Origin of the sequence: Roseofilum sp. Guam, from assembly GCF_017746735.1 — a bacterium.
In the GTDB taxonomy this organism is placed as follows: Bacteria; Cyanobacteriota; Cyanobacteriia; order Cyanobacteriales; family Desertifilaceae; genus Roseofilum; species Roseofilum reptotaenium.
Map to the genome: position 1 here is coordinate 66,714 of NZ_JAGHZN010000020.1, position 24,594 is coordinate 91,307.

The following is a 24,594-nucleotide window of genomic DNA, read 5'->3' on the forward strand; positions in this document are numbered from 1 at the left end:
TCAAAATAAACCCATTCTCTATTCTATATTCCCCATTACTATGAACGATATATTTAAAGGATTTGAAGACCTATTAGAACTCGCCAAACGGCTAGAAGAAAAAGCGGAAAAAGGAGAATTGAAAACCGATATTCAAGTTCGCTCCTTGAGCAATATTCCCCAGGGTGGCAATATTCCCAAACGCAGTCCTAGTAAACCCTCTCCAGAGGTGATTGTCACGCCACCGCCATCGGGAACTGAGGAAAAAACGCCAAAAGCGCCAAATTCTAGCAACTTATCCTTAAACCAAATTGGTGGTTTAGAAGAAGTGAAACAGGAATTACAAGAACTGGTGGAGTTGCCCCTCAAACGTCCTGAATTACTGGCGCAATTGGGGCTAGAACCGACGCGGGGAGTGTTGTTAGTGGGGCCCCCTGGCACGGGAAAAACTCTCATGGCTCGCTCTCTGGCTGCTGAATTAGGGGTGAATTATATCGCCATTACGGGGCCGGAAATTATGGGTAAATATTATGGAGAATCAGAAGGTCGATTAAGGGATTTATTTGAGAAAGCAGCGCGTAATGCGCCTTGCCTGATTTTTATTGATGAAATTGATAGTTTAGCGCCCGATCGCTCCCAAGTAGAAGGAGAAGTGGAAAAGCGGGTTGTCGGCCAGTTATTGGGCTTGATGGATGGCTTTTCAGTTAGGGATTCTGTGGTGATTTTAGCCGCCACGAACCTGCCGAACCGCCTCGATCCTGCTTTGCGACGGCCGGGAAGATTCGATCGCGAAATTGTGTTTCGAGTCCCCAGAATAGAGGAACGGGGGCAGATTCTAGAAATTCTCACCCAAGGAATGCCGTTAGAGTCTGGGGTGGATTTGGAGGCGATCGCCGCCCGCTCCGTCGGATTTGTGGGTGCAGACTTAAAAGCATTGTGTCAAAAAGCAGCCCATCATGCCCTGCGTCGCCAAGTGCCGACTCCAGACACCCAACCGACTGCTCCATTAACCATTAATTCAAATGATTTTGAGCAAGCGCTAAGTACTATTAAACCGGCGGTTTTGCGATCGGTGGAAGTGGAATCTCCCCAAGTCGCTTGGGACGATATTGGCGGGTTAGAGGAGACCAAACAACTATTGCAAGAGTCCGTCGAGGGGCAATTGCTCTATCCAGAACTGTATCAAAAAACGCAAGCGAAAGCGCCCAAAGGCATATTACTCATGGGAGAACCAGGAACGGGTAAAACCCTGTTGGCTAAGGCGATCGCCTCCCAAGCACAGGCGAACTTTATCGCCATTTCCGGGCCAGAGCTGCTCAGTCGTTGGGTCGGAGCCTCAGAACAAGCCGTGCGGGAACTGTTTGCCAAAGCCAGACAAGCGGCTCCTTGCGTCATTTTCATTGATGAAATCGATACCCTAGCGCCCGCACGAGGTCAGTATAGCGGTGATTCTGGAGTGGGCGATCGCGTGGTGGGGCAACTTTTGACCGAAATTGACGGGTTATCGGCTGCCAAAAACCTGATTCTGATTGCAGCAACCAATCGTCCCGAGGCGATCGATCCCGCTCTCCTGCGTTCCGGTCGTCTCGATCTGCAACTGAAAATCGACCTTCCCGATACCCCCAGTCGCCTCGCCATTCTCCAAGTCCACAACCAAGACCGTCCCCTTTCCGGTATTGACCTCTCCCACTACGCCGAACTTACCCTCGGATGGAGTGGCGCAGATCTGGCTCTTCTGAGCAACCAAGCCGCCCTCCAAGCGATCCGCCGTTTCCGCACCCTAAACCAACCCGTTAGCGAACTCTATATTACCAGCGACGACTTCCAGCAAGCCTACACCGAACTCAAAACCCTGCGAGGACTATAGGTTATGGGCGATCGATCTGCTGATCCAAAACTCAGTAATCTGGTATGGAAAGAATACTCACTGTTAGTTTGATGCTATACTTCAGAATCAAAATTACAGAAAATTTCTGGGTTGTAACCGTCCATTTGAGAGGCAACAAATAGATGACTGCATCAACAGTATCGCCAACATTACTCAGCCCTTTTAGCTTACGAGGATTGCCTCTAAAAAATCGCATAATCATGGCCCCTATGACTCGCGGGCGTGCAGGTTCAGAACGCATTCCCAACGATTTGATGGCTGAATATTATGCTCAACGGGCCTCTGCGGGTTTAATTATAACCGAGGCAACCGTTATTTCTCAACAAGCCAATGGATGGGTAAATTCACCTGGGATTTACTCAGACGAACAAACCGAAGGCTGGAAACAAGTGGTTGAGGCCGTTCATGCTCAAGGAGGACTAATTTTTCTACAATTTTGGCATTGCGGACGAGCCTCCCATAGTAGTTTTCAGGAAAACGGTCAATTACCCGTTGCCCCTTCAGCTATTAAACTCAATGGAGAGTACGTTCATACTCCGATTGGCAAACAACCTTACGAAACCCCCCGCGCTTTAGAAACTGAGGAAATTCCCCTAATTGTAGAAGACTATCGTCGAGCAGCAGAACGCGCTCAAGAGGCGGGATTTGATGGGGTAGAAATTCACGGTGCGAATGGCTATTTAATCGATCAATTTCTGCAATCTAAAACCAACCATCGGACTGATAGGTATGGTGGGAGTGTGGAAAACCGATATCGCTTTCTCAAAGAAATTGTTGAATCCGTTCTCACCGTTTGGTCGCCAGATCGAGTAGGGGTCAGACTCGCCCCCAATGGGAATTTTAATGATATGGGGTCGCCAGACTTTCGAGAAAACTTTCTGTACATCGCTCAACAGTTAGATGTTTACCGATTAGCTTACCTCCATGTAATGGATGGTTTAGGCTTTGGTTTTCACGAATTAGGAGAACCGATGACGTTGGCAGAATTTCGAGAAGTATTTACAGCACCGCTAATGGGAAATTGTGGGTATACTCAAGAAACTGCTGAATTGGCAATAAAAGAAGGAAATGCCGATTTAATTGCCTTTGGGCGACCATTTATTAGTAATCCCGATTTAGTAGACCGTTTTGCTAATAGCTGGCCGCTGAATCCCGAAGCAGAGATGAACATTTGGTTTTCATTTGACCGAGAAGGTTATACGGACTTTCCAAACTATAGTCAATGACCCAATTTTCTCTATATGCTCTAACTGATTTCATCTAACTTGCGCCGTACCTCTTGAATATCCTGCCACATTAACCATTTCGGCTTTCCTGGTTCGCGGGAGGGATTTCGCAGTAAATAAGCGGGGTGAAAAATAGGCATACAGAAGCGTCCTTCCCAGTCAAACCACTGACCGCGAATTTTAGTAATTCCTCGTTTATCTGCTAAGATCCCTTGAACGGCGGTGGCACCGGTCAATAAAATGATTTTCGGATTCACTAAGCGGATTTGTTCTAATAAATAAGGCTTACAAGCGTCTATTTCTGAGGACGTGGGTTTACGATTTCCTGGAGGGCGACATTTATTGACATTGCAAATATAAACATCACGCTCGCTATCTAATTTTACCGAAGCTAAAATTTTATCGAGTAACTGACCGGATTTCCCCACAAAGGGTAATCCTTGTTCATCTTCATTTTGTCCAGGCGCTTCTCCCACAATCATCAAGCTAGCTTTGGGATTTCCCCGGTGAATCACTACATGGGTACGGTTTTGTCCTAATTCGCAGCGCTGACACTGTTGGCAATGTTCGGTTAGGGTTTCTAAGGTTTCATAGGTTCCTGGAGGAATGGGAATTTTGGGATCTTTGGGAATTAATTCTAGGGAAGAAAATTCGGAATTGCCGGCAATACTTGAGTCATCGAATAGATTAAGTTGATCGGAATTAGACATTTCAATGAATAATGAATAATGAATAATGAATAACTAACAAGGTTTGGCATCTCCTACTGGAGACGGATTCGCTTCCCAAGGGATGAGGTGCCCTACTCGATTGTTTCATCTAATTTGATACATTATATTTTGTTGGTAGTGAGGGCTTTAGCCCTCTCCAGTTAGGCTTTAAAGCACTCTTCGTGCTTACTACAAACAAAGTCCTATTTTAGATGAAACAATCCACTACGGGCTACTATTCCCTATTCCCTCACCTTCTGCAAGAAGTCTATTCGTCTTTGCCTAGGATACTGGCTAAGAGGGCTTTTTGGGCGTGCATTCGGTTTTCTGCCTGATCCCATAAGCGAGATTGGGAGCATTCCATCACTTCATCGGTAATTTCTTCACCACGATGGGCGGGTAAACAATGGAGTACAATGGCTTCGGGATCGGCTAATTTTAATAACTCTGTATTCACCTGATAAGGTTTGAAGAGGGGAATCCGTTCTCTGGCTTCTTTTTCTTGACCCATACTTGCCCAAACATCAGTATATAAAGCATGACATCCTTTGGCCGCTTCTTGGGCATTGTGGGTAACAATCACTTCTGTTTTACCACCCGCAAATTCTTTGGCTTTGGCGACAATGTTCGAGTTGGGTTCATATTCAGCCGAAGGGACAGCAATGCGTACATTCATGCCCATCATCGCACAGCCGAGTAAGAGGGAATTGGCAACATTATTGCCATCGCCAAAATAGGATAAGGTTTTACCTTCGCAACTGCCAAAACATTCTTGAATGGTGAGTAAATCAGCGAAAATTTGGCAAGGATGCTCTAAATCAGTGAGCGCGTTGATGACAGGAATACCAGAAAATTGGGCATAGTCTTCTAATTCTTTTTGTTCAAAGGTACGAATGGCTAAAATATCTAAATACCGGCCCAAAACTCTGGCTGTATCGGTAACGGGTTCGCCACGACTGACTTGGGTGACACTGGGATTGAGGTCAATGACTTGACCGCCCAGTTGATACATAGCAACGCTAAAGCTGACGCGGGTACGGGTTGAAGCTTTACTAAATAAAAGTCCAAGAATTTTACGGCAAGTCCAACTGATGTCTCCTGATTTGAGTTGGGCGGCAAAGGTTAATAGATCGTGCAGTTCGGTAACAGTTAAATCGGCAACGCTTAATAAGTTTCTTCCTTTTAAGGCTTCCATGAAGGTCTCCACAAAACGATAGTATACAAGGAATGGGGAATGGGGAATAGGGAATTAGGGAATGGGGAATTAGGGAATGGGGAATAGGAGATCTCCGCGTCTCCCCATCTCCCCATTCTCCTATTACCCATTTTGAGGTAACCAATCTTTGAGAGTCATGCCACCTAAAACAGCAGCTAGGATGATTAAGGCTCCAATACCAATGGGACTGGGAACCCAAAAAATGACTTCTAAGTGATTGATTTCTCCGGCCTCAAGTGTCCAAATTAATTGATGATTTTCGGGGTCTGAGACGGGAGTGAGGCTATTTTCAGCTTCGGTAATGGGTTGAGCACCCCAAGGGGTGGTAAGGGCAAATTCTAGATTGAATAGGGAACCGGGACTGACGAGAACATTGCCTTCGGAGGAGAGAACGGCGAGCGATCGCAAATCCACATCCATTTCTAGACGGTTGCGAATGGCAATCCAAAAGTTATTTTGAGTAATGTTGAGTTCCGAGGTGAGTTGGGGTAGGGTTTCATCCTCTGTTTGGGTTTGGAGATTAGTGGGGTTAAAAAACTCATTAAACTTGGAGGTTAAGTCTGCACCATTATAAAAGGGAATGGTGACAAGCAGTTCCCGGTCAGAAATCCGTTGGGTTTTGCCTCGCAATTTTCGGGTACGCTCTTGCAAGCTTTCTAACCATTGTTCGGCTACCACTTGACTGAAATCGTGCAGGCGATCGGAAATTTGCACCCGTTGCACCATTTCTCCATAGGTTTGGCTTTGAAAATTGACCCCCACATCATACTTAACGCATCCTGTGAGGGCGATCGCCAAGATTAAATATAACGGCCAGAAAATCCGAACCCTAGATCGATGTTTTCCCATGATTTTGGTCTATCTCGTGTTGGCTGCCTTCCTATTATCCCTCTATCCGAAGCCAATCCACCCGCCAATAATTAAGGCGATCGCCACTAAAGCCACCCAAAGAAACCGATTATCTTCTGTTTCTACGGAGGACAAATCCACGGGTTCTAACTCCTCTTTGGACTTTGGAGGCTTAACCTGGGTGCTTCCTGTTCCTCGACGATAGGAGAGATCGCTATCCTCCATGGCGGATAAATCGGGAATCGTAGTATTCCATTCCGAACGGCGATTGAGCTGGGGAGCCTTCAAAATCTCTAATAACCGGCGTGCTTGTTTGCGAGTGTGCCAATCGGGATGATTGTCCAGGGTTTCACATAAAGATAAGGCTTCGTCGCGCTTTCCGGCTGCTTCATAGGCGGTGACTAACCAAATCTGCACCTCACCTCCCAAGGCAGAAGAGCCAGCCACTTGCCCCTTGGCAGCTTCTAAATCGGCGATCGCCTCCCGATAGTCCCCACGCTCAAAGGCTTGTTTCCCTCTTTCTAACCGTTCCATTCTTCCCTCCTAAGCCACAATCATCGAACCAATTCCAGCATCAGTTAGCACTTCCAACAGTAGGGAATGGGGAACCCGGCCATCAATAACATGGGTTGCTCTGACTCCTTGAGCTAAACTTCGGACACAACATTGCACTTTTGGAATCATTCCTCCGGCGACAATTCCCACCTCAATGAGATTGCGAGCTTCCTGAATATCTAGGCTATGGATCAGGGTTGAGGGGTCTTTATAGTTTCTCAAAATACCGGCTGTATCGGTTAACAAGATCAGTTTTTCCGCCGATAAGGACGCAGCCAATTCTCCAGCTACGGTATCGGCATTAATGTTATAGGCTTGTCCTTGGGGATCGCAGGCGACACTAGAGATTACGGGAATATAACCATTTTCCAACAATGGCTTCAGAACTTTGGTGTTGATACTGCTCACTTCTCCCACAAATCCAATCCCTTCTTGACCCTGGGGGCGAGCGGTAATCAAGTTACCATCTTTACCGCACAGCCCGATCGCCTGGCCCCCAGCTTGATTAATTAAGGAGACAATTTCCTTATTCACCCGACCGACTAACACCATTTCTACTACATCCATCGTCGGTGCATCAGTTACGCGTAGTCCATTCTTGAATTGGGGTTCAATGCCTAATTTGCCCAGCCAGGTGTTAATTTCCGGCCCTCCCCCATGGACTAGCACCGGACGCACTCCCACACAGGAAAGAAACACAATATCGCGCATGACTTGGTCTTTGAGGGTGCTATCTTTCATCGCTGCTCCCCCGTATTTAATCACGACCGTCCGACCGGCAAATTTCTGGATATAGGGGAGAGCTTCACTTAAGACACGAACGCGAGTGGGTTCATCTAGATGGTCAGTTACTGCTGTAGACATGAATAGATTCCTTGATTTAACAAAGGTCTGATTGTGGATGAAAGCCGAGTGGCTCAACTGTTAATTGTGAATTGGCTAACAATATAGGTAATGATACAGCAACAACTAGCAGCTAATTTAGGTGATGATACAGGTTGGAGAGACCAAAACTTAAGATTTACAATAAGAACATAGATAATCACTTCTGAAAAGAATGAAGTTACACTGATGACCGTTGAATTGTTTCGCTATGGCAAAGAGGAATTTGCTCGACGGGGTAATGAGATTTATCAATCTCATGTGCGTCCTCAAGTTAAGGAAGGTAATGAGGGTAGAATTGTGGCGATCGATCTCGAAACCGGGGCGTTTGAACTAGCTGATGATACGATGACGGCTTCGGATCGATTAATGGAACGATACCCAGATGCACAAATCTGGTGCGTTCGCATTGGATACAGGGGCGTTCATCGCTTTGGAGTAGGTCGCTTACTATAACATCATGATGCAGGGAATAGTCAATCGCAATTGTGAGGCAACACTCCGGCTAGTGGTGGGTAATGTAAGTTCACAAAGGCAAGTCATTGATGCTGTGATTGATACAGGTTTCACTGGTTTTCTGACTTTGCCTGTATCGGTGCTGACTGATCTCCAACTCAGGGCTTACAGGCGGGAAGAAGGCACTTTAGGCGATGGAAGCACTTGTGTTTTTGATGTTTATCGTGGTTTTGTAAATTGGATAGTTCAAACTAATCGAACCTAAACCCTACAACTCAATCACCTTGTAAAAATGGAATGGGAAGCGGCGATCCAATATTCTCAAAAAATTCCAATCCGAACCTAATCATAGCGATTAAACTATGAATTAGTTTTTATAATTGTGAACAGAATCGGATTTCAAAATCCGAGGGAGTTGGCTTAGAACGGTATCGGCTACTTGTTTGGGGGACTCAGCTCCAGTGAGCGTTAGATGTAAATCGGCTTGTGCATAGAGATCTTGACGGCGATCGCACAACGTCTGTAAAGTCTCCAGGGGATTGGCCGTTTTTAATAGGGGACGAGTATCATCGGTTTTTAGGCGATCGTAGAGGATTTGTACCGGAACATCAAGCCAAACCACAATCCCATGGCGCAAATAGCCCCAATTCTCCGGTTTTAGGATAATACCGCCACCCGTCGAAATCACAGAGCGCACTTGAGCAGATAATTGGGCTAGTACCTGGGTTTCGAGTTGCCGAAAGCCTTCCTCTCCCTGAGTGGCGAACAATTGGGGAATCTTAGTACCTGCCACTCGTTCAATCAACGTATCCGTATCAAAAAAACGATAATCGAGCTGTTTAGCTAAACCCTGGCCCACTGTAGTTTTACCAGCCCCCATCATACCCACGAGGAAAAGGCTACAGTGTTTAAGGGTGTTGTTCATGGCTCAAAGGATTAACAATTAACGATATAAGAATGATACAGCCAATCCTTAAACTATTATGCACAGCCATAACATTCTGCATCGCGAAACGATTCTTAATTCAGCCGAAGTGATTTATGTATAGCAAAGAAAGGGAGAGTTAGGACTCACACAGAACTGTCCCATCAGCCTATAACAAGGGGCTTAGAGCCAATTGCCCAACTCTTTCTCTGCTATAGCAGCAGAAGGGAGAGTTAGGACACTTTCTATTGCTTTCGTGCCTATTGCCTCAAACAATACTGTCCTAACTTAACGAGTTGATTGCTATAAGCCATGCATGCATATTTGCTTTCAATATGCGCCTTGCGAATAAGTTAGCTCATAACTGTGAGAATAGACCTCAAAAATCAAGCCAAAGGGGTCTTCTACATAAACCATTCTGTAAGGCTTTTCCCCAGGATAGTACTCACGGATGGGCATTCTTTGCTTACCACCATGAGCAACTATTTTTTCTACAAGACCTTCTATATCTGGATCTTGTACGCAAAAATGAAATGTACTTGTTTTCCAGTACTCGAAGTCCGTGGGTTTTTCATTATTGTTGAACTCAAACATCTCTACGCCAATTCTGTCACCAGTAGACATATGGGCAATTTTGAAAGATCCCCAGCCAGTCCCAAAGACATCAATACACATCTGACCTATAGGTGTTTCAGACTCTTCAGTAATGAGAGTCGGTTTCATAATCAAATACCAACCCATCACAGCGCTATAAAACTCAACTGCTTTCTCTACATCAGGAACAGAAATCCCAATATGTGAAAAAGCTCTTGGATAGTTACTCATGGTATTTCTCCCCTAAGAAGGTTCACTCTACATTAGCCCACCCGCACAAGATACAGCACTTTGCTTGCATTTCATAACGCAAGCTTGAATCCTCTTTCTCCATGTACCACAACCCTATTCCCTATTCCCCAGCGCAAAGCGCTGTATTACTTTACGGCGCGTGGCACTCTAAACCCAATCTTGATCTTCTGAAGGGTTGGAATCTTGAGTATCCCAGTCAGTTGTGTCTTTCTCTTTCTTTGGAGCGGAAGGAGGAGTAGGAGGGGGTGCAGATGCTCCATAAGGGGGAATAATCACCCGATAGTCGGCATCATAAACGGTGTCCTTCGGTTTTTCGATAGGGCGCTCTGGAGGTTTTGAGACACTACGATAAGTATTCTGGCTGTCTTGTTCTCCATTACCCCAAGTTACTGGATTAGGGCGCTCTTCTTCCCATTCCTTGGGGGGTTTAGGGGTTTGTTCCCAATCGTCTTCTGAATTAACAGAGCGTTTAGATTTAGAGAAGAAATTCTTACCTGGAGAGCGGTTCCTTTCCTGTGGAGATGAACCGCTCTGGTCACTTCGACTACGATCACTTCGACTGCCATCAGTGACCGGGTTCGAGGCGATGTTGGTCTTACGGGTTGAATCGGTTTCTGGCTCGTCTGTATATTCGCTCACTCCATCAGCGCTTTGTAAAATGATGGTAATCAGGCGAGAGCTGATGAGTCCCAGGGTAAAGGCAATAAAGAGCCAAATGCCCAGGGGCAGAGAGGGTAACTTCCCTCCCAAAAACACCACGGACATTGAGGGGGTCAGATTTTGCGCTACGGCAACAAGACCGATCCCTAGAACTCCCAATAGCACATTTTTTTGATTCATCTGCCTATTTTAACCCGCCCTGCCAACGGTTGAGAGGAACGCAATCAATACCAAATTGATCGAGTGCCCTCGCGACCACAAAATCAACTAAGTCCTCAATGGTTTGAGGGTTATGATACCAAGCAGGAATCGCGGGTACAACTTGAACCCCAATTTCAGCTAAGGTGGTTAAGTTCCGCAGGTGGATGACGCTTAAGGGAGTTTCCCTAGGAACGATCACCAGTTTTCGTCCTTCTTTGAGCTGCACATCGGCCGCTCTTTCTAGTAAATCGGAACTTAATCCGACTGCTAGTTTAGCGACTGTGGACATACTACAGGGGATCACTAACATACCCTGAGTTCGGAAGGAGCCACTGGCGATCGCCGCCCCCACATTTTGCCAAGGATGACAGATTAATTGTCCCTTGTCCATTTCTCCGGCTTGTTCTCGCCAAAATTGACTTTGTTTTTGCCCGTCTCCAGGCATAGTAATCCGTTGTTCGGCTTGCCAAACTTGATACGTCGCTTTGGAAGCGACTAACTCAATGGTGTATTCTGCCGCTAATAGGTACTTAAGGGCGCGGACAGCATAGATGAGGCCAGAGGCCCCAGAGACCCCCAGGATTAAGGGTAAATTCATGATTTTAAGATGGGGGATGGGGGGATATTCTAGACGCGGGGACGCGGAGATGGGAGAGGAGGATAGGGAGGTTAAAATCCTATTCTCTATTACCCATTACCCATTCCCTAGTTATAGTAATCGTCGTCTTCTTCGTCCTCATCATCAAAGGTATCAGGGCTATAGCTACCGCCACTAATGGCGACTAAGTCGATTTGTTGACGATAGTAGTCTACACTCTTGACTTGGACTTCGACGCGATCGCCTAAGCGATAGTGATTGCGATTTTTACGCCCAATCAGCATTTGTTGACGACTGCGATATTCATACCAGTCATCTTTTAGGGAGCTGACATGCACGAGTCCTTCAACTAGGACATCTTCGAGTTCGACAAAAAATCCGTAGGATTGAACCCCGGTAATCACTCCGTGGAAGATTTCTCCGGTGTGGGATTTCATGAACTCAGCTTTTTGTAGGCCATCCAAGTCGTCTATGGCTTCTTGGGCGATGCGTTCGGCTTCGCTTAGATGGGCAACAATGGCGCTAAACTGGTCTTCTAAATCGGCTTGCGTATCTGGGGGCAGTACATTCCAGTTAATTTTGCCATGACAGCTACTGCTGGTTAAGTTGACTCCTTCTTTAGCACGAGCGTTACGGCGATCGCGACCTTGAGTCAAGACTTCATGCAGAACTCGATGAATTAACAGGTCAGAATATCGATGTAAGGGAGCTGTAAAGTGGGTATATCCTTCATCGGCCGCTAACCCAAAGTGAGGTTTGGGCGCAATACTATAAAAAGCGGGTTTGAGTGCCCCTAGTAGTAAATAGGTCAGCACTTTCTGGGCTGACGTGCCATCAAACTGCCCAGTAAAATTCTGATAATCTCTGGGTTTGACATCTTCCTCATCTTCGAGTGCCAACTCGATCCCTAGATTAGCCGCCAGTTTAATCAGTTCATGGATTTCTTCCACATGGGGGGCTTGATGAACCCGATAGAGGGCTGGGACTTGTAGCTCTCTGAGATGTTTAGCGACCAGTTGATTGGCTAAGATCATCAGTTCCGTCACCATTCCTCTAGCAGGTAAGGAGAAGGGAACCACCAAAGCACCTAGGGAACCTTCATCATCGTAGTGGTATTTCTGATCGGGTAAGTTCAGCTCAAAAGACCCTCGTGCTAGACGATGCTGGCGCAGTTGCTGGGTGAGGCTGTAGAGTTGTTTAACCGTTTCTCCCAGAACTGCTGGTAGGTCTTCAACGGGTTCTTCTGCCACCAGAAGAGCTTGGGTTTGTTGATAATTGAGATGATGATCTACGCTAATGACCGTGGGTTCAATCGTATATTCTTGAACTTGACCTTGACTATCGAGAATGATCAAAACCGAGAGACTACGCCGCTCTTGTCCTTGAATCAGGGCGCAGTGTTGAGTCACTTCTGGGGGTAACATGGGTAGCACTTTGTGCCCCAGATAAACGGAAACGCCCCGTTTGGCAGCCGCTTGATCGATCGCCGAATTGGGGGGAATCCAATCTGAGACATCGGCAATATGAATGCCTAAGCGCCAATTGCCTCCTTCCCACGGCTCTACGCTAATCGCATCATCAAAGGTATCGGTTTGATCGGCATATTCTCCTGGTTTGATGGTGAAGGTTAAGATCGAGCGTAGGTCTTGGCGATCATCTGGCCCGATTCCTTGGGGTTGTAAGTTAGCCGCCTCTTCGAGAACCGCAGGAGAAAAAATCTTGGGAAGGTCGTGTTTGCAGCGAACAATTTCGGTATCGGCTGCTTCTTCAGCGTTGAGTCCCAGCACTTGGGTGACTTCTCCGATGGGGGGATAAGGCCCGAGGGGATAGCGCTCAATGGAGACATGCACCAAATGTTCAATGGCCGATTCTAGGGTTCCATTGTTGGGTAAGCTCAGTTCAAAGAGTAAACGGTCATCGAGGGGAACCGCTTTATACTCCCCATCTTGCCATTTGATCCGAGCGAGAACCGAGGTAATGGCACGGTCGATGATCAGGAAAACTTCTCCTTCTGGCGATCGCCGTCTGGAACCTTCTTTGAGGACACGCACAAAGACGCGATCTCCATTCCAAGCGGTAGATAGATTGCTTTCTCGGATATAAATATCCTCAGCTTCTTCATCATCTTGAATGGCAAAGCAAAATCCCTTACTCGAACAGCGTAGTTTTCCTTCTACCAGTCCATTTTCTAGACCCCGGCGATACCGTCCTCGGTCTTTGATCAGTATCCCCATTTTCTCTAGAGCATCCAGAGCGATTTGTAGTTGACGTAGACTGATATCACTCGAAAGTCCCAGTTTTTTTTCTAGGACTTTAGGAGCAATCAGTTTATCATCAGTGAAATTGGAGAGCAAATTGGCGATCGTGAATTCCATGTAGCGATACGTCCTTAGTTGTCTGTGTCTTTACAGCCAGTTGGCTATCTGGATAGGGCGAGGCGGTTCATGGAGATTGAACCAGCCTAGCTCTCAAATCTGGATTAGATCGGGTCAATTTATGGGGACGATCTTAATCCAATCCTTGCCTTTAGGGTGGGGCTGTTTCTTAACAAGAGTCTGATCGATGCAGATTCTTATCCGTATGGAAACCATTCAGCCTTGAGCTAAGGGCAACCCAATCGCGAATCAGGTAGATATTCCTATGGTCTTTTGCTAAGGTTTATCCGCACTAACGGAAATGATGAGTTGCGGATAAGAGTCTCAACTCAGACCCAAAGATTATCAGAGCATGATCAAGCCTTCTTCTGAAGAATAAGCTTGCGTTAGGGTAAACCGGAAAGAGTAGACCCGTACATTTCCCTTAACTTGCTGCCACCTGTTAACGTTTGGTGAATTGCTGGTCAATTGATCCGAGGATAAAATCGACTCTTTTCAGTTTATCATTAATCGGGATCGAGTAGATCGATGATCGATGATTTAATGACGCTCACCGGTCACAATATAAGCCACGCGCTGGCCAATATTGGTTGAATGATCCGCCATACGCTCTAAATGACGAATGATTAAAACCAGCAATAAAATCGGTTCTATTTCTCCTTGAATATGGCGTTGATTGGCTAATTTTTGGTACAGATATTCATAGTCTGCATCGACTACATCATCTTTTATTTTGATCTCTAAGCCTCCCTGAGCATCAAGGTTGGATAAGGCAACTAAACTCATGGCTAACATGGATTGAGTGCGATCGTACATCAGTTGCACTTCGCCAATCATGGGATGGGGAGGATAAGCAAAGAGTTTAATTGCAATCTCTCCTAAGTCTTTGGCATAGTCCCCAATGCGCTCTAAATCTCTAACCAACTGCATCATGGAACTGAGTAATCTTAAATCTTGGGTGACGGGGGATTGAAGAGCAATGGTGGTCACACAATCGAGTTCAATTTGGCGATAGAGTTGATCGATACGCTTGTCTTGGGGTTTTATCTGATTGGCTGCTTCTAGGTCTTGTTCAAATAGGGCTTGACGAGCTAGGCAGCATGAATTTTCTACTAGAGCGCCCATCCGTAGTACATCCCGCTGCAAGCTCCGAAGCTGGCGTTGAAAATAGGTTCTCGTGATTTTTGAGGTTGATGTTGGGATATCCACCCGTATCCTCGACCAACTAAATACTGAATAATTGCCCTTGAATTCCATCAGTATAGCGACTAGCTCTGGCAATGGCTGAATTTAATTGAAGTTTAACCCAATGGCCACTTTGAGGGAATGGGGAATGGGATGCAAGCTATCTCCCTATCTCCCTATCCCCTATAGCTCCGACAACGTGACCAATAACAGCGATCGCCGGTGAGGTAAATCCGCTTTCTTCTACTTCATGAATAACCGTTTCTAAGGTTGCCACTAGGGTTTCTTGTTCGGGACAAGTTCCCCAACGGATCAGACTAATCGGAGTTTGGGGAGATAATTGGGCCTCGAGCAGTTGGGGGATAATCTGGGATAAATTATGAATCCCCATATAGATGACAATCGTTTCTGAACCTTGGGCGATCGCCTGCCAATTCACTTTCGGTCGATATTTTCCAACGGATTCGTGCCCAGTTACAAACGTCACTGAAGAACTATAACCCCGATGGGTTAAAGGAATCCCTGCATAGGCTGGAGCGGCAATTCCGGAAGTAATACCGGGCACTACCTCTACTGGAATTCCTTCAGCGATCAGATCGGCCATTTCTTCCCCACCGCGCCCAAAGATAAAGGGATCTCCACCTTTGAGACGAACGACGATCGCCTGAGTTTGAGCTTCTTCAATTAAAATTTGGGTAATTTCATCCTGCTTGAGTGAATGTCTTCCGCGTCGTTTTCCCCCATGGATTTTTTTCGCCTTCGGGTTAATCATCTCTACAATGGGAGGACTGACCAAGGCATCATAAACTACCACATCGGCCATCTGAAGCAAGTCTTTTCCTTTGAGTGTCATTAATCCTGGATCGCCAGGGCCTGCACCAACAAGATAGACTTTACCGAGGGGAGAAGATGAAGAGGTCATAGGGGTTCAGTGGGGTTATGTAGACTTTAGATTAGGGTTGAAAGAGGGGAAGATACTGTTAAATCCAGTACCATTTGGGCTAAATGGGGATTTTGATTGAGGGGAGAGTGCAGGATATAGTCCAATTGAGGATCGGTGGCTTGTTTTGCGGCTAGGGTTTCGGCGATCGTATCAGTAATATAGCCAGGAAAGAGGAAATAGGGCAATACTCCAATCCGACGATACCCCAAATCCATTAATTGGCTGATTCTCCAGTCTAAGGATGGCATTACTGACCAATAGGCATCAAGAACTCCCAATTGATGGGCTAGGGTTTCGACGGGTTGATTGCCACCAGGTCGGCGACTACCATGGGCCATAATGATCCAAATATCGCGATCAGTGGTCTTGATTTCTCCTGCTAATCGGTTGTGCAGTTGGGGATGACTTCCTAAATAGGGACAGATTTCTAAAGTCATCTTTTCTCCCAAGAGGGTTTGCGCCTGCTGCACTTGAGCCGGAATGTCTTCCATGACATGCACTCCAGGAAGCAGAAATAGGGGAATGATTTGCAGATGATCGATATTTTCTGCCAAAAGGCGATCGCCAAACTGTTGAATTTGTTCAGCTAAGGTCAGTTCACCCAACTCTAGAGTTGCCGTTTCTACTCGAGTGGGGGCACTGTGTTGGCACTCTAAACAGGTACGAACCTCTTGCGCCAAGTCCAAAACACCCTGATGGGGACGAGGGTCTCGGCTGCCGTGAATGACTAATAATTTACCACAAGAATGAGTCAAGGTTGAATGGCCAATATAGGGGTTTGAAAACCAGTGTACAGCTTAGTCTAGAACGTGTCATAGTGGCTCTAAGTTTTTGAGAACAGATAGTTTTCTAAGTTTTCTAAAAATGGGAGTAGCATGGGTAGGGTGTAAACCTGGATGCGATCGCCATGTTGAAAACGAATACGATCATTTCTCTACTTTTAGTCTTTGTACCTATCTCCATTGCCGGCCACTTTCTGGGCTGGGGATCAACAACCATCTTTATTACTTCTGCTTTGGCCATTATTCCCTTAGCGGCTTGGATGGGAACGGCAACGGAAGAAATTGCTGTGGTGCTCGGGCCCAATTTGGGGGGGCTAATGAACGCTACTTTCGGTAATGCTACTGAATTGATTATTGGTCTAGTCGCCTTAAATGCTGGCTTAGTCGATGTGGTGAAAGCTAGTATCACCGGCTCCATTATCAGTAACTTGCTGCTGGTGATGGGGTTTGCCATGTTTTTAGGTGGCATTCGTTATAAAGAACAAAACTTTACCTCAGTGGTCGCCCGTCTGAATGCCTCAGCCATGAATTTGGCGGTGATTGCCATCTTGGTTCCCACCGCAGTCGATGTCACCTCTGATGGTATTGCGGAAGAAACCATGCAAACGTTATCGGGGGCAGTATCCATCGTTTTAATTGTGGTTTATTTACTCACATTGCTCTTTTCCATGAAAACCCATTCCTATCTCTATGATGTGGGATTGGCAGAAAATGAGGAGGAAGGCGAAGAAGAAACCCATGAACAGCCCAATATCACCTTGTGGTCTCTGGTATTGCTGGCAGCAACTCTAGTGGTTGCCGTAGAATCAGAGCTATTGGTGGCTTCTTTGGAAGAAGCCACTTCTTATTTAGGCTTAACCGCTCTATTTACCGGGGTTATTCTAGTTCCCATCATTGGTAATGCGGCTGAACATGCCACCGCAGTTACCGTAGCGATGAAAAATAAAATGGAACTGTCGGTTTCTGTAGCGATGGGTTCGAGTTTGCAAATTGCCCTGTTTGTAGCGCCCGTGTTGGTCTTAGCCGGAGTATTCTTTCACCAACCCATGGATCTCGATTTCAATCCCTTCGAGTTAGTCGCCGTGGTTGTCGCTGTTTTGTTGGCTAACTCGGTCAGTTCCGATGGTCGTTCTGATTGGTTGGAAGGCTCTCTGTTACTAGCAACCTATGTGGTTTTAGGGTTAGCGTTCTTCTTCCATCCGGCGATCGAAGGATTAGGGTAATATCTAGTCGATCGAATCCATTAACTGCCTAGCTGGACTAGATCGGCTCTCTCCTTAAAAGATAAGGGGCTTGCTTGAAGAGATCAGTTGCTCTAAGCCCCTTGTTAAGGCCAGTAACAACCAAGCTACAGCAAAATAGAGAAGGGATTGTTTGAATACAATAAAAATGTTGGATTTCATCCTCCAGGATATAAGTTAAGTATGAATAATGATACTTTACCTTTAAGTCAAATTGCTGTAGTTGACGATACGGCAGCAAACTTACATCTACTGTGTAAGTTGTTGGAGAATGCCGGTTATGATGTGCGTCCCTTTCCTAGAGGTCAACTTGCTCTTGAGGGAATGGCTTATTCTCGCCCAGATTTAGTGTTGCTGGACATCCAGATGCCAGAAATCAATGGCTACGAAGTCTGCGAGCAACTCAAGAGTAACAAATTAACTCAAAATATTCCTGTAATTTTTATTAGTGCCCGAAATGAAACGTTTGATAAGGTAAAAGCGTTTCATTTCGGTGGGGTAGATTATATTAGTAAACCGTTTCAAGCAGAGGAGGTTTTGGCACGGGTGGCGACTCATCTGAATCTGTACCACATGAAAAGAAAACTACAAGAAACGAATGTCATCCAAGCGGAAAAACTTGCAGAACAAAACATCCAGCTTATAGCACTCAATCAATCGTTAGAGCGAGCTAACCAAGACTTACAAAATAATTACGAGAAATTGCAACAAGCGCAACTCAAACTGATTCAAACTGAAAAAATGTCAACCTTGGGAAGTTTATTGGCAGGGGTGGCACACGAAATTAATAATCCCTTGAATTTTATCCAAGGTAATATCAAGTATGCGATTGAACATATTCAGAATTTACTCGGCCATTTAGTCCTGTATGAAGAGCAATATCAACCGACACCTGATATTGAAGAAAATGCTGAGAAAATCGAGTTGGAGTTCTTGATGGAAGACCTTCCCAAGCTGATCAAATCCATGGAGGAAGGGGTAAAGCGCATGGGGAATATCAGTACATCTTTACGAACCTTTTCTCGCACAGATACCAATGAAAGAAACGATTTTAATCTGCACGAGGGTCTCGATAGCACTATATTAATCTTAAAGTATCGCCTCAAAGCTAACGAACAACGCCCAGCCATTAAAATTGTAAAAAGATATGGGGAGATTCCGACGGTGAAATGCTATGCCGGGCAAATGAATCAAGTGTTTATGAATTTGTTGGCTAATGCGATCGATGCTCTCGATGAAAGCAATGCTGGAAAAACATTTAAAGAAATCAAAAAAGCTCCCAATCGCATTACAATTGAAACGAAGTTAAGTGAAGATAATAAGAGTATTATTGTAAGAATTGCTGATAATGGGACGGGAATGCCAGACGAAGTCAAAGCACACATTTTCGAGCAAGGATTTACGACCAAAAAAGTCGGACAAGGAACCGGTTTGGGCCTGGCGATCGCGCACCAAATTGTGGTCGCAACCCATGGAGGAACTCTAACGGTTGACTCTGAGCTGGGTCAGGGAACACAATTTGGCATTCACTTGCCTATCTAGCTATACTGTTTGATTATAACCAGTATCCAGCACTATATGATGCACTAAAAGCTATATTGTTGCTTAGAATGAGCGATCGCCTGCAAGAATCAAAATCGACTGATTCATTTAATCGCCCAAGACCGCAGGCAAAAGAGATTCAATAGAAGATGGGTGCTAGGTTTGAGCATTTAAAGAGTCTCCTAATATGGCACTTCGCACTCTAGGAATAGGCAGTAGCTTGTATTACTTAGGGTCTGAGGCTTCAAGCTGTACTTTATAGCAAAGAGAATCGCTATATACCCTTTAATGGTTTGAGGTAATAGGCAAAAATGACGAATCAACTAGCAGGTTATTGGGTCAGAGAACTCATTTATGAGGGCGATCGTACCCTGGTTTATCGAGGCATTGATCAACAAAAGTCTCAGTCCGTCATTCTCAAAAAACTGCGTAAGGAGTATCCTACTTTTGACGAAATCCTCTATTTTCGTCATCAGTACATTATCGTTAAAAACTTAGATTTCCCCGGAATAGTTAAACCCCTAGCACTGGAAAAAGAAGGGAATAGTTATGTCTTAGTAATGGAAGAAGTAGGCGGAATATCTTTATCGGAATTCGAGCAAAAGCGAAATCTGAATTTGGATGACTTTTTTCCAGTATCGATCGCTCTTTGTAAGATCCTCGCCGAACTCTATCGAAATCGAGTCATCCACAAAGACATCAAACCCTCTAACATTCTGATCAATCCAGAAACTAAAGCAATATTCCTCATTGACTTTAGTATCGCCTCTCTACTGCCAAGAGAAACCCAACAGCTCACCAATCCCAACGTTCTCGAAGGCACTCTTGCCTATGTTTCTCCGGAACAAACTGGACGCATGAACCGAGGCATTGACTACCGCAGCGATTTTTATTCCTTGGGAGTCACCTTTTACCAACTGTTAACAAGACAACTACCTTTTAAATCCCAGGATGCGATGGAATTAGTCCACTCTCACATCGCTAAAAAACCAATTCCTCCTCACCTAGTAAGACTGGATATACCTCAGATGCTGTCGGAAATTGTCATAAAACTGATGGCCAAAATCCCGGAAGAACGATATCAAAGCGCCACAGGAATAGAACGAGATTTAACGGAGTGTTGGCAGCAATGGCAAAAAACGGGGACAGTCAGCCATTTTAAATTAGGACACAAAGATAGGAGCGATCGCTTCGGAGTCCCAGAAAAACTCTACGGCAGGGACACTGAAGTCAACACCTTACTGCAAGTTTTCGACAGGGTAGCCACCGGCAACACAGAAATGATGTTAGTAGCGGGTTTTTCCGGTATCGGTAAAACCGCAGTAGTCAACGAAGTTCACAAACCTATTGTTGAAAAACGCGGTTATTTCATCCAAGGGAAATTCGACCAATTCAACCGTAACATACCTTTAAGCGCCTTCGTTCTCGCCTTTCGAGACTTGATGGGGCAACTGTTGGGAGAAAGCGACATCGCCATCAAAACATGGAAAAGAGAAATTCTCTCAGTTTTGGGAGAACAGGGCAAAGTGATCGCAGAAGTCATTCCCGAACTGGAAAATATTATCGGAGAGCAACCAGAAGTAAGTGAACTATCGGGAAGCGCTGCCCGAAATCGGTTTAACTTACTCTTTGAGAAGTTTATTCGAGTGTTTGCCACAAAAGAACATCCCCTGGTTATCTTTGTCGATGATTTGCAGTGGGCAGACTCAGCATCATTGAACTTGTTAAAAATATTGATGAACGAGTCGGAGTTGGGATATTTACTCGTTCTCGGAGCTTATCGTGATAATGAGGTTTATCAGGCCCATCCCTTGATGCTAACTTTAGAGGGAATTAGTAAAACATCGGCAAATATTCAGACGATTACTCTAACCGCACTCCCCCAAAGAAAGATTAATCGTCTGGTAGCAGATACCCTGAGTTGCAACCTTGACTTAGCTAAACCGTTGACAGAATTGGTGTATCAAAAAACTAAAGGGAATCCCTTTTTTACCAATCAATTTCTGAAATCCCTGCATGAGGATGGGTGGATTGAGTTTAACTTCGAGATTGGTTATTGGCAGTGTGACATTACTAAAGTACGAGAACTGTCTTTAACGGATGATGTCGTAGAATTTATGGCAGCAAGGCTAGAGAAGTTACCCGAAGAAACTCAGACGGTTTTAAAGTTAGCTGCTTGCATTGGTAGCTCATTCGATTTGGGGACTTTAGCAATTGTCACCCAACAATCTCAAACTGAAGTGGCAGCATCTTTATGGCTTGCTTTACGGGAAGGGTTGGTATTGCCCCAAGACAAAATTTATAAGTTTTATCAGGGGGATACAAGAGGGGAGAATGTAACCAAGAATTTTCTTGAGTCTTCATTCCCCAACTATAAATTTCTCCATGATCGTGTTCAACAAGCAGCTTATTCTCTGATCCTAGAAGACCAAAGGCAAGTTACCCATTACCACATCGGGCAATTGCTGGTGAAACAGACTCCCTCAGAAGCAAGGGAAGAGTGCATTTTTGAGTTAGTTAACCAATTAAATTATGGAACAGCTTTAATTACCGATAGACAAGAAAGCGACGAACTGGCTGAACTGAATCTGATCGCTTGTCGCAAAGCTAGAGCCGCTACTGCCTATCAAGCGGGTTGCGAATACGCCCAGACGGGAGTATTCCTACTCGGAGAAAACCCTTGGCAGCGGCAATATCAAATGAGCTTAGAATTTCACGAACTCGCCGCCGAACTCGCCTCGCTTTGTGGTGACTTTGAGTCGATGGAACAGTGGATTGAAACGGCAATCCTTCAGGCAGAGTCTGTATTAGATCGGGTCAATGTTTACCGCATTAGAATTCAGTCCCATATTTCTCAGAATAAGCCGACTGAAGCCATTGCCATTGGCCAAGAATTCTTACAACAGTTGGGCATCAGTTTCCCCGAAGTACCCACAGACGAAAATATTCAACAAGCCATTGGCGAAATTGGAGAACTGATTGGAGAGAGGGATATTCAAGACTTGATTCACCTGCCACTCATGAGCGATCGCAAAAAAATTGCTATTGTGCAGATTGCCAGTAGCATGATTTCTGCTGCTTCCATTGCTGGATCTCCCCTGTTCCCATTAGCAGTTGCCCTGTGCGTCAAGCTCTCTATTCAATATGGAAATACATTAGCTTCCGCTATTGCTTATGTATGCTATGGCATATTTGCTTGTAAGCTTTTGCAAGATGTAAATATAGGAGTGCAGTTTGGTCAGTTAGCGCTCCAGATCGTCTCTCAACCCGATGCCAAAGTTGTCAAGCCAGAGGTGTTATTTGTAGCAGGCTTTTACCTCTTACATCGTCAATCCCATCTTCAAGAACTGCTCCCTTCGATACGAGATGGATATGCCATTGCCCTAGAAGTTGGCAATCAAGAGTATGCGGGATATAGTGCCCAAAGTTGTTGTCTTACCTCCTTTTGGTGCGGTCAACCCCTTGCTGCTTTAGAACAAGAAACTCGCACTTACTGCAATGGTTTGATGCAATTGAATCAAGTAACAACAGCTAATTGGTGTCGAATTTATTGGCAAGTCATTTTAAATTTATTGGGGTCTGGAGAGAATCCTAGCCTTTTGTCTGGAACAGCTCTCAAAGAAGCCGAGTTTGTCCCTTCACTGACCTCTGCCCGAGATCTGTTTGGGCTATATCTATTCTATTTGTACAAACTGATGCTTTCCTACTTATTTGGCGAAATAGAATTGGCTAAAAGCCAAGCACTTGAAGTCAGTAAATATTTAATTTCTGGTGCGGGCAGTCTTGGGGAAGCTGCATTTTATTTCTATGATTCTTTAACCGAACTTGCCGGATTGAGAATCGAATCGGAAGGGGCATCCGAGGCATTAGAAAGGGTAGACCAAAACCAAATACAATTGCAACAGCAATGGGCACGTTATGCCCCAATGAATTACCAACATAAGGTGGATTTGGTGGCGGCGGAAAAAGCACAAGTCTTAGGAGAGAATTGGCAAGCCGCAGAGCTATACGACTTAGCTATAGCAGGAGCCAAAGAAAATGAATACATTCAAGACCAAGCGATCGCGAATGAACTCGCTGCCAAATTTTACCTTCAGTGGGGTAAGGACAAAGTAGCGGCAGGTTATATACAAGAAGCTTATTACTGCTACGCCCGTTGGGGGGCAAAGGCAAAGATAGAAGACTTAGTAAAATGCTATCGTCAATTACTCACCCCAATTATACGGAAGGACATATTCTCCCTCGCCACCCACTCTACTCTCTACAGCATAAGCAAAGGAACAGTTAACAGGAGTAGTTCTGGAAGCAATATTCTCTTAGATTTTACCTCAGCATTCAAAGCATCAAGGGCGATTTCTAGGGAAATAGAATTAGACGAGTTACTCTCAAAATTAATGCAGGTTGTCATGGAAAATGCCGGCGCAACTAAAGGGGCTTTAGTACTACGGAAAAATGATAATTTAGTTATTGAGGCAATGGCAAACTATAGCGAAGAAGGTGCTTTAGAGATGATATCTTTGGGAAAATCGCTGCCCGTGGATTCAAACTCAGAACTTCCCCAAACTATCCTCAATACCGTCAAGCGGACTTGCGAAGCTTTAGTCATTAATGATTTAAGCAAACAAGCGCGATTCGTCTCCGATATTTATCTGATACGATACCAACCTCAAAGTATCCTCTGTATGCCCTTACTCGATCGGGGTCAACTCCGGGGGATTTTATATCTGGAAAATCAGGTTACCCCTGGGGCATTTACTAGTGATCGCCTCGAACTACTCAATGTTATCGCCGCCCAAGCAATCATCTCTTTACAAAATGCCAGACTCTATCAAGATCTGGGAAATTCCAACCAGACATTAGAGCAAAAAGTTGCTGAACGAACTCAAGAACTAGAAGACAAAAATCAACATCTGGAAGATGCTTTTAGGCAGCTCCAAGAAACTCAAGTACAACTCATTCAAGCCGAAAAGATGTCGAGTTTGGGGCAAATGGTTGGAGGGATTGCCCACGAAATAAATAATCCCACCAGTTTTATATTTGGCACTATCTATCATGCCCAAAATTATGTTCGCAAGTTGCTCGATTTAATCGAAGCTTACCAAGAAGATTTTCCTGACGGCAGTCCTCGAGTTTGGGAGAAACTGAAAGAAATCGAGATTGACTACCTCAAAGAGGACTTAGACCAATTATTCGCTTCCATGAAAAATGGTTGCGAACGAATCCAAAGTATTGTTATTTCTTTGCGTAGTTTCTCTCGGTTAGATGAAGCCCAACACAAAGAGATCGATATTCATGCCAGTATTGATAATTAGGGGTCGAGAGAGATGTTACCATCTCCCCCTCCCATTCAGAACGCAGCATGAGACTTTCACCTCACTGCGCTCCTAGCAAAATCAGTCCTTGTCATTGGTACGGTTAAGACTTCCATCACTGGCGGTCTTTTTATCGTGGCAATGCTTACAGCGCTTCGCGCTGTAATGAGGTACAATATAAGGTGAAGAAATAGGAGAGGTAGGAAGAGGCAATGAAAGCATA

19 protein-coding genes are annotated in these 24,594 nt (G+C 45.2%); 6 read left to right on the forward strand and 13 right to left on the reverse strand.

Going from position 1 to position 24,594, the window contains the following annotated elements; genetic code table 11:
• Nucleotides 1–40 precede the first annotated feature (40 nt).
• Nucleotides 41–1,846 (forward strand): AAA family ATPase, encoded by a 1,806-nt coding sequence (locus J7529_RS09755; protein ID WP_318728817.1) that lies wholly within the window; start codon nt 41–43, stop codon nt 1,844–1,846.
• A 143-nt stretch (nt 1,847–1,989) separates the two neighbouring features.
• A complete protein-coding gene (locus tag J7529_RS09760; RefSeq protein WP_318728818.1) occupies nt 1,990–3,093 on the forward strand; it encodes an alkene reductase in 1,104 nt (367 codons plus the stop codon).
• A 20-nt stretch (nt 3,094–3,113) separates the two neighbouring features.
• Here the strand turns inward: J7529_RS09760 and J7529_RS09765 are convergent, their stop codons facing one another.
• The 5 genes from J7529_RS09765 to argB form a co-directional block, all read right to left on the reverse strand.
• Complete coding sequence (locus J7529_RS09765) at nt 3,114–3,803, reverse strand: uracil-DNA glycosylase (RefSeq protein WP_318728819.1); 690 nt, start codon at nt 3,801–3,803, stop codon at nt 3,114–3,116.
• Nucleotides 3,804–4,071: 268 nt separating this feature from the next.
• Entirely contained in the window at nt 4,072–4,998 is a 927-nt protein-coding gene (gene argF / locus J7529_RS09770) for an ornithine carbamoyltransferase (protein WP_271940303.1), read from the reverse strand.
• Nucleotides 4,999–5,121: 123 nt separating this feature from the next.
• A complete protein-coding gene (locus J7529_RS09775; RefSeq protein ID WP_271940304.1) occupies nt 5,122–5,868 on the reverse strand; it encodes a DUF3153 domain-containing protein in 747 nt (248 codons plus the stop codon).
• Nucleotides 5,869–5,910: 42 nt separating this feature from the next.
• A complete protein-coding gene (locus tag J7529_RS09780; RefSeq protein WP_318728820.1) occupies nt 5,911–6,402 on the reverse strand; it encodes a hypothetical protein in 492 nt (163 codons plus the stop codon).
• Nucleotides 6,403–6,411: 9 nt separating this feature from the next.
• Nucleotides 6,412–7,287 (reverse strand): acetylglutamate kinase, encoded by an 876-nt coding sequence (gene argB / locus J7529_RS09785; RefSeq protein ID WP_318728821.1) that lies wholly within the window; start codon nt 7,285–7,287, stop codon nt 6,412–6,414.
• A gap of 207 nt (nt 7,288–7,494) precedes the next feature.
• On the opposite strand from argB, the gene J7529_RS09790 reads away from it, so the two are divergent.
• The gene (locus J7529_RS09790) at nt 7,495–7,761 is read left to right on the forward strand and encodes a hypothetical protein (RefSeq protein ID WP_318728822.1); all 267 of its coding nucleotides are present in this window, start codon (nt 7,495–7,497) and stop codon (nt 7,759–7,761) included.
• A 367-nt stretch (nt 7,762–8,128) separates the two neighbouring features.
• Here J7529_RS09790 and J7529_RS09795 read toward each other — a convergent pair whose 3' ends face one another.
• From J7529_RS09795 to J7529_RS09830, 8 genes are all read right to left on the reverse strand, one after another.
• Entirely contained in the window at nt 8,129–8,686 is a 558-nt protein-coding gene (locus J7529_RS09795; protein ID WP_271940309.1) for a shikimate kinase, read from the reverse strand.
• 330 nt (nt 8,687–9,016) lie between these two features.
• Nucleotides 9,017–9,511, reverse strand: coding sequence for a lactoylglutathione lyase family protein (locus tag J7529_RS09800; protein WP_271940310.1), 495 nt, complete (start codon nt 9,509–9,511; stop codon nt 9,017–9,019).
• A 168-nt stretch (nt 9,512–9,679) separates the two neighbouring features.
• Nucleotides 9,680–10,372, reverse strand: a complete 693-nt coding sequence (locus J7529_RS09805) for a hypothetical protein (RefSeq protein WP_318728823.1) — start codon at nt 10,370–10,372, stop codon at nt 9,680–9,682.
• A 4-nt stretch (nt 10,373–10,376) separates the two neighbouring features.
• Nucleotides 10,377–10,991: a flavin prenyltransferase UbiX gene (locus tag J7529_RS09810; RefSeq protein ID WP_318728824.1), complete on the reverse strand. Its 615-nt coding sequence runs from the start codon at nt 10,989–10,991 to the stop codon at nt 10,377–10,379.
• A gap of 107 nt (nt 10,992–11,098) precedes the next feature.
• A complete protein-coding gene (locus J7529_RS09815) occupies nt 11,099–13,366 on the reverse strand; it encodes a ribonuclease R family protein (RefSeq protein ID WP_271940313.1) in 2,268 nt (755 codons plus the stop codon).
• Nucleotides 13,367–13,906: 540 nt separating this feature from the next.
• Complete coding sequence (gene phoU / locus J7529_RS09820) at nt 13,907–14,575, reverse strand: phosphate signaling complex protein PhoU (RefSeq protein ID WP_271940314.1); 669 nt, start codon at nt 14,573–14,575, stop codon at nt 13,907–13,909.
• Nucleotides 14,576–14,711: 136 nt separating this feature from the next.
• Complete coding sequence (cobA, locus tag J7529_RS09825) at nt 14,712–15,473, reverse strand: uroporphyrinogen-III C-methyltransferase (protein WP_271940315.1); 762 nt, start codon at nt 15,471–15,473, stop codon at nt 14,712–14,714.
• A gap of 26 nt (nt 15,474–15,499) precedes the next feature.
• On the reverse strand, nt 15,500–16,249 hold the full coding sequence (locus J7529_RS09830; protein WP_318728825.1) for a sirohydrochlorin chelatase: 750 nt from the start codon (nt 16,247–16,249) through the stop codon (nt 15,500–15,502).
• Nucleotides 16,250–16,401: 152 nt separating this feature from the next.
• Here J7529_RS09830 and cax point away from each other — a divergent pair, with 152 nt between their 5' ends.
• From cax to J7529_RS09845, 3 genes are all read left to right on the forward strand, one after another.
• Nucleotides 16,402–17,499, forward strand: a complete 1,098-nt coding sequence (cax, locus tag J7529_RS09835) for a calcium/proton exchanger (protein WP_318700886.1) — start codon at nt 16,402–16,404, stop codon at nt 17,497–17,499.
• 201 nt (nt 17,500–17,700) lie between these two features.
• A complete protein-coding gene (locus J7529_RS09840) occupies nt 17,701–19,059 on the forward strand; it encodes a response regulator (RefSeq protein ID WP_318728826.1) in 1,359 nt (452 codons plus the stop codon).
• Between the two features lie 311 nt (nt 19,060–19,370).
• On the forward strand, nt 19,371–24,371 hold the full coding sequence (locus J7529_RS09845; protein WP_318728827.1) for an AAA family ATPase: 5,001 nt from the start codon (nt 19,371–19,373) through the stop codon (nt 24,369–24,371).
• The last annotated feature ends 223 nt before the right edge of the window (nt 24,372–24,594 follow it).